At 44.0% G+C, this 5,520-nt stretch carries 8 protein-coding genes and 1 pseudogene; all 9 read right to left on the bottom strand.

Annotation, left to right across the window (positions count from 1 at the left end; genetic code table 11):
- Positions 1-47 precede the first annotated feature (47 nt).
- The 9 genes and pseudogenes from kdsA to E5342_RS19915 all read right to left on the bottom strand — a co-directional run bounded on the left by kdsA (position 48) and on the right by E5342_RS19915 (position 5,455).
- Positions 48-851 carry a 3-deoxy-8-phosphooctulonate synthase gene (gene kdsA, locus E5342_RS18485; RefSeq protein ID WP_135960033.1) on the bottom strand — a complete coding sequence of 268 codons (804 nt, stop codon included), beginning with the start codon at positions 849-851 and terminating at the stop codon, positions 48-50.
- On the bottom strand, positions 848-1,771 hold the full coding sequence (miaA, locus tag E5342_RS18480; protein WP_121736161.1) for a tRNA (adenosine(37)-N6)-dimethylallyltransferase MiaA: 924 nt from the start codon (positions 1,769-1,771) through the stop codon (positions 848-850). Before miaA ends, kdsA begins: the two co-directional genes overlap by 4 nt.
- Positions 1,772-1,840: 69 nt before the next feature.
- The gene (gene gap / locus E5342_RS18475; protein ID WP_135960032.1) at positions 1,841-2,842 is read right to left on the bottom strand and encodes a type I glyceraldehyde-3-phosphate dehydrogenase; all 1,002 of its coding nucleotides are present in this window, start codon (positions 2,840-2,842) and stop codon (positions 1,841-1,843) included.
- A gap of 186 nt (positions 2,843-3,028) precedes the next feature.
- Positions 3,029-3,403, bottom strand: coding sequence for a hypothetical protein (locus tag E5342_RS18470; protein ID WP_121736163.1), 375 nt, complete (start codon positions 3,401-3,403; stop codon positions 3,029-3,031).
- Positions 3,363-3,767: a phage holin family protein gene (locus tag E5342_RS18465; protein ID WP_121736164.1), complete on the bottom strand. Its 405-nt coding sequence runs from the start codon at positions 3,765-3,767 to the stop codon at positions 3,363-3,365. Before E5342_RS18465 ends, E5342_RS18470 begins: the two co-directional genes overlap by 41 nt.
- Positions 3,768-3,773: 6 nt before the next feature.
- Positions 3,774-3,995: a YtxH domain-containing protein gene (locus tag E5342_RS18460; RefSeq protein WP_121736165.1), complete on the bottom strand. Its 222-nt coding sequence runs from the start codon at positions 3,993-3,995 to the stop codon at positions 3,774-3,776.
- Positions 3,996-4,084: 89 nt separating this feature from the next.
- Complete coding sequence (prmA, locus tag E5342_RS18455) at positions 4,085-4,936, bottom strand: 50S ribosomal protein L11 methyltransferase (protein WP_121736166.1); 852 nt, start codon at positions 4,934-4,936, stop codon at positions 4,085-4,087.
- A gap of 78 nt (positions 4,937-5,014) precedes the next feature.
- Positions 5,015-5,375 (bottom strand): annotated as a pseudogene (locus E5342_RS18450) (N-acetylmuramoyl-L-alanine amidase).
- Positions 5,372-5,455, bottom strand: coding sequence for a smalltalk protein (locus E5342_RS19915; RefSeq protein ID WP_168354522.1), 84 nt, complete (start codon positions 5,453-5,455; stop codon positions 5,372-5,374). Before E5342_RS19915 ends, E5342_RS18450 begins: the two are co-directional and overlap by 4 nt.
- Between the last annotated feature and the right edge of the window lie 65 nt (positions 5,456-5,520).

Raw genomic sequence — 5,520 nt, 5'->3', positions numbered from 1 at the left:
TTACACACGTTCTTTTAATTGTTAATTGCGTGTGAAGTAAATCTGTATCATGTCAGAGCTTGTCGTAAGCGTACCAAACGTGTCAAAAGATCTTCTAGCAAATCCAGCCTGAGCATATTGGCTCCATCGGATTTGGCTTGGCTTGGCTCCGGGTGAGTCTCTATAAATAGTCCGTCTGTGCCCACGGCTATAGCGGCTTTCGCTATCGTTTCAATAAGGGCGGGTAATCCACCGGTCACGCCGGAGGTTTGATTCGGTTGCTGCAAAGAATGGGTTACGTCCATAATAACCGGGAAACCGAATGTTTGCATTTGCGGGATGCTCCGGAAATCGACAACAAGGTCGGTATAGCCGAATGTTGTTCCCCGCTCAGTGATCATGACATTATCATTTCCTGCGTCCACTACCTTTTGTACGGCAAATTGCATGGCACCCGGCGAAAGGAACTGCCCTTTCTTTATATTGACGATCTTCCCGGTTTCGGCTGCCGCTACCAATAAATCTGTTTGACGGCATAGGAAAGCCGGGATTTGAAGGACGTCGACATATTCGGCGGCCATGGCAGCCTCTGTTGTCTCATGGATGTCGGTAACGGTGGGAATATCAAACGTCTCGCTTACCTTCCGTAAGATCTTTAACGCTTTCTCATCCCCGATGCCCGTGAAAGAATCCAGACGGGAGCGATTCGCTTTCCGATAGGAGCCTTTGAATACATAGGGTATTTGCAGCCTTTCCGTGATACCCATTATTTTCTCGGCGATACGTAACGCCATATCTTCTCCCTCGATTACGCAAGGACCTGCCATCAAGAAGAAGTTCTCACTTTTATTTAGATCGTTTATTGTTATCATAGCTGATTATTTAGAATTCGCATGGTTGTCTCTATTTTTTCTTCGGTCGGGAGAGTGGCATCCATCCAATGAATCTCGCAACCCCGGCGTTCCATACCCCGGAACCAAGTCATTTGCCTTTTGGCGAATTGATGGATCGCTATCTCAAGTTGCGAGACCATCTCCTCAAAAGAAAGCTCCCCGATAATATATAAGGTAAGAAACTTATATTCCAATCCGTAATAGATCAAGTCCTCCGGCTTAACTCCCGTGGCCAAGATCGTGCGAACCTCGTCTACCATTCCTTCATCCAATCGAGTCCGCAAGCGTCTGGATATTTTTTCCCTACGTAGTTCCCGGTCGATATGGATACCGATGATCAGGCTGTTGATCGGATTATATTCATTTATGTCCGGTGCCTGCGTCTTATAATACTCCTCGATCTCGATCGCACGGATCGCCCGTTGGGCGGTGTCCACGTCCGTTTTATTATGCAACACCTTATAAGAGGCGAGGATGGTTTCCAGTTCTTTCAGGGTTTTATTTCTAAGGGCTTCCCTTAGTTCTGGATTTTGAGGCACGTCCAATAGCTTATAGCCTTTCAGCACGGCCTCTATGTACATCCCTGTTCCTCCGCATAAGATCGGAAGTTTACCTTTCCGCTTCATGCCCTCATAGGCTCGGAAAAAGTCATGTTGGTACTCAAATACGTTATATTTATAGCCGGGTTCGCAGATATCGATTAAGTGGTAAGGGATTTGTTTTCCATCCACGTTGTAATCGGCCAAGTCCTTACCCGTCCCGATATCCATCGAACGATAGATCTGCCGGGAATCAGCGCTGATGATCTCCGTATCCAAATGAGCGGCGAGAGCAGCGGCGAAAGTCGTCTTTCCGGAAGCCGTAGGCCCTAGAATCGTGATAAGTTCATATGATTTCATGATACAAACGTACGAAAAAAAAGGCCATCCTCAAAGAGGACAGCCTTTTCTATGTTGTGTGGTAATAAATTACTTACCAGCGATAATGCGAGCCATCTCACAAACTTTGTTTGAATAACCCCACTCGTTGTCGTACCAAGATACAACCTTAGCGAAGTTAGCATCCAAAGAGATACCAGCTTTAGCGTCGAAGATAGAAGTGTTAGCACAGCCACGGAAGTCAGTTGAAACAACTGCGTCTTCAGTATAACCAAGAATACCTTTCAATTCGCCTTCAGAAGCTTCCTTCATTGCAGCGCAGATGTCAGCCATAGAAGCCTCTTTCTCAAGAACTACTGTCAAGTCAACAACAGAAACGTCAGAAGTCGGTACACGGAAAGCCATACCAGTTAATTTACCGTTCAATACAGGTAATACTTTACCTACAGCCTTAGCGGCACCTGTTGAAGAAGGGATAATGTTCTCAAGGATACCACGACCACCTCTCCAGTCTTTCTTAGAAGGACCGTCTACAGTTTTCTGAGTAGCTGTAGCAGCGTGAACTGTAGTCATCAAACCTTTAACGATACCGAACTTGTCATTCAAAACCTTAGCGATAGGAGCCAAGCAGTTTGTAGTACAAGAAGCGTTAGAGATAATATCTTGACCTGCGTAAGTTGTATGGTTAACACCGTAAACGAACATAGGAGTAGCGTCCTTAGAAGGAGCAGACATGATAACTTTCTTAGCGCCAGCTTGGATGTGCTTGCGAGCTGTCTCGTCTGTCAAGAAGAAACCAGTAGACTCAACAACAACGTCAGCGTCAACCTCGTTCCATTTCAAGTTAGCAGGATCCATCTCAGCAGTTAAACGGATTTTGTTGCCGTTTACAACCAAAGCACCGTCTTCTACAGCAACTTCGCCCTCGAAACGACCGTGTACTGAGTCATATTTCAACATGTATGCCAAGTAATCAGCATCCAAAAGGTCGTTGATACCTACAACTTGAATGTCGTTGCCAAAGTTAGCAACTGCAGCACGGAACACCATACGTCCGATACGGCCGAAACCGTTAATACCTAGTTTGATCATTGTAATAAAACTTTTTATGGGTTTATTAATAATAAGTCTTTATTTTTATCTCTTATTCCATCGCAAGGAGTAGATATATCATTTTATCCTTGCTTTAACGACTGCAAATGTAGTCATGTTTTTTGTATTGAGCCTTATAATATAGGCAGAAAAACCTGCCCTCTAACATAAATTAATTGTTGGAGGTTATTTCTTTTTCTTGAATAAGAGATTAGAGAACCATTTTTTCGCTTTCTTGATTCCCCACGTCATGATAAATGGTTGAGCGAGATCCCAAGCGAAGGGAATCATGCCTTTCGCTATGGATAAATAGTCTGAGATCTCTAAAGCAATGGAGGGGTGTCCGGCTGCTATGGACGCCGTGTTTTTGTCGTTGCTTTTTGCCGTTGGTTTATTGCCGGGAAAAATGAGAGACGATAATCCCGATAACAACAAACTTCCGGCGTTTTCCTGTATATAAGAGAAATCCTCATTTAATTTCTGCTCTTGCCGCTTACATTGCCTCTGTATGCGTTCTTTATCAGAAATCAGTCTCTCCAGTGGGGTTTGCTGCTTGCTCATAGTTCGTCTCATTTTTATCATCATTTGCCGACAGCGCGGCTATTACCTCATTGATTATTTTCGTCCTTATCCTATCCTTCGTTAATAGAATGATACCGATAAGTAGCAAATATAATAGGGCCACGATGCCTAGTCCGGCTCCGGAGGAACCTAGCCATTCGCCCAAGAAAAATCCTACGGCCATAAATATGAACAGTATGGCGAAGAATCCTAAGAACAATAATATCAAACCATACGAGAGAACGGATATGACTTTACCCGTTCTCTCATATGCGCTCAATTTCAGGAGCTCAAGTTTTGACTCCATGTAAGCTGTAACGTCTTTTTTCAGCTCACTGAAGATTTTTCCTGAATCCTTTTCCATACAAACTTACTCTGTGGTGATTTCTTCGGTTGCCTGTATCACTTCCCGCTTTCCTTCCTTGTACTTCTCAAGAGCGGAGTTAAAGCCTTCTTTTACTTTTCCGACAACACTGTTCAATTCTTCCAGTAATTGTTCTCTCTTATCTGTCGCTGCCAAATAACCTACAGCGGCACCAACAGCCGCACCTACTACAAGGCCAAGTAATAATTTTGAATCTACGCTTTTCATAACTTTTTCTTTTTAGAAGTTTCTACTAAGATAACGTATTTATTTGGATTAAGGTTTATCCTTGTCTTAACTTTTGCCGTTAAAAAAAGTTATCCTTTTAAGACTTTCATGGCAACCCAGTTATTTCTTTCGTTATAAGAATCCAGTTTTAGTCCGTTTTTCTGACATTCTGCTTCTATCGCCGGAATATCTTCTACGTAAAAACCACTCATAAACAGGAGGCTTCCCGGTTTCATGCAGGTCGTGTATTGACAGATGTCATTCAGGAGGATGTTCCGGTTGATATTGGCGAAGACAATGTCGAATTGCCCGAATTCCTTGATTTTATCGGCGCCGCCCAAGGCTACTTGTATGTCTTCGGTATGATTCAGGCGGATATTCTCTAGGGCGTTGTTGTAAGCCCATTCGTCGATGTCGATGGCTGTTACCCGTTTTGCCCCTTTCAGCCGGGCCAAGATGGCCAGCACAGCAGTTCCGCATCCCATATCCAGTAGCTCCTTACCTTCTAAATCTAGTTTCAGCATCTCGTTTATCATTAAATAAGTCGTTTCGTGATTGCCGGTGCCGAAAGCCATTTTCGGGTCTATTATTATATTGTATGTATAGCCAGGCTCCGCCTCGTGAAAGGAGGCGCGGATGATACATTCGTTTGCGATCCGGATCGGTTTGAAATAATTTTTCTCCCATTCCTCATTCCAATCCTTGCTTTCTACCCATTCGGAGGTGTAATCGATCCGGGTATTCTCTAGCGGAAAGTCGGCCAGTTTATCATCCAATGTCTTTTTGTCATATAAAGCCTCGGATATATATCCCAGCAAACCTTTCTCGCTTTCCGTAAAGCTCTCAAAACCGATTTCCCCCAACTCGGCGGCCAGCACGTCATTTATAATCTCTTTCTCGATAGGAGAGGTGTATGTGAAACTAAATTCGTAATAGTTCATGTTGTATCTTTTTGTTTATTTTCTATATTGTCCGCAAACATACGAAAAAATCTGTTGCCTATTCAAATATCACGAAGCCTAATACAATTTCGCATATTCTTTCTCTGCGTCGAAGTAGGGGAAAGCCTTGCGAATGTTGGTGCTGAGCTGATAATGCCCTAATATTACGTGCTGACGGGTAATTGCGACGTAGCTGTCGCAAGAGATCGATCAAGGTACAACGTTGGGCGTACGTTCGGGTATCTGCGGTAAGCCCCCGCTCATCCAACCCACCCTCGTAGCAAATACCCAGACTGTGATCGTTCCAGCCCGAGGCGTGTACCCCGATCTGGTCCTTTGGCCGGCAACGATGCGGCTCGCCATCTCGGGTGATATAGTAATGATAGCCGATGTTGGCGAACCTCCTGTAATTTTGGTAAAAACAATACCTCTTGCTCATAAGCCACAAGTCGTTATTCCGGAGGCCCCCGCAATGGCGATGATTACTTTGAGAATGGTACTCCAAACAAACTTCTTCATAATAATTAATCACTAGTGTCCCATAAAAATGGGAGCTAGTTAAAAATTAAATAAATTTGGTCCAC

The sequence above is a fragment of the Parabacteroides distasonis genome (assembly GCF_004793765.1).
Taxonomy (GTDB): domain Bacteria; phylum Bacteroidota; class Bacteroidia; order Bacteroidales; family Tannerellaceae; genus Parabacteroides; species Parabacteroides distasonis_A.
This window is presented reverse-complemented; position numbering and strand designations above follow the sequence as displayed.

What these genes read in the sequence shown, in the direction of transcription:
- E5342_RS18460 (WP_121736165.1), bottom strand. Translation starts at nt 3,995, where the DNA reads ATGAAAAGCGTAGATTCAAAATTATTACTTGGCCTTGTAGTAGGTGCG.
- prmA (WP_121736166.1), bottom strand. Translation starts at nt 4,936, where the DNA reads ATGAACTATTACGAATTTAGTTTCACATACACCTCTCCTATCGAGAAA.
- E5342_RS19915 (WP_168354522.1), bottom strand. Translation starts at nt 5,455, where the DNA reads ATGAAGAAGTTTGTTTGGAGTACCATTCTCAAAGTAATCATCGCCATT.
- kdsA (WP_135960033.1), bottom strand. Translation starts at nt 851, where the DNA reads ATGATAACAATAAACGATCTAAATAAAAGTGAGAACTTCTTCTTGATG.
- E5342_RS18465 (WP_121736164.1), bottom strand. Translation starts at nt 3,767, where the DNA reads ATGGAAAAGGATTCAGGAAAAATCTTCAGTGAGCTGAAAAAAGACGTT.
- miaA (WP_121736161.1), bottom strand. Translation starts at nt 1,771, where the DNA reads ATGAAATCATATGAACTTATCACGATTCTAGGGCCTACGGCTTCCGGA.
- E5342_RS18470 (WP_121736163.1), bottom strand. Translation starts at nt 3,403, where the DNA reads ATGAGCAAGCAGCAAACCCCACTGGAGAGACTGATTTCTGATAAAGAA.
- gap (WP_135960032.1), bottom strand. Translation starts at nt 2,842, where the DNA reads ATGATCAAACTAGGTATTAACGGTTTCGGCCGTATCGGACGTATGGTG.